Genomic DNA, 233 nt, shown 5'->3' on the forward strand with positions numbered 1-233 from the left:
GCGGTGTCACGAAGGACGATTTCGAGATGATGGCGCTCTGAGTCGCGTCGTGGCGGCTCAATGCCGCCGTGCGACCGCGCGTCCGCTTTCGATCAGCTGGGCCCGCACCTGCGCTGCGTCGTCGGCGTCGGGATGGCGCATCAGATAGCGCCCCAGATCCTCGCGCGCACCGGGTAGATAGCCCAGCTGCAGATACCCCTGGCCGCGATCCCGTAGCGCGTCGGGAGCGTCCG

The 233-nt window shown here is 68.7% G+C and carries 1 protein-coding gene; it reads right to left on the reverse strand.

Going from position 1 to position 233, the window contains the following annotated elements; all coding sequences use genetic code 11:
- Positions 1 to 57: 57 nt before the first annotated feature.
- Positions 58 to 233, reverse strand: a 176-nt coding sequence (locus SB719_RS22775; RefSeq protein ID WP_412160127.1) for a tetratricopeptide repeat protein, incomplete at its 5' end; no start/stop codon positions are given.

It is taken from the genome of Pantoea sp. SIMBA_079 (assembly GCF_046940275.1).
In the GTDB taxonomy this organism is placed as follows: Bacteria; Pseudomonadota; Gammaproteobacteria; order Enterobacterales; family Enterobacteriaceae; genus Pantoea; species Pantoea borealis.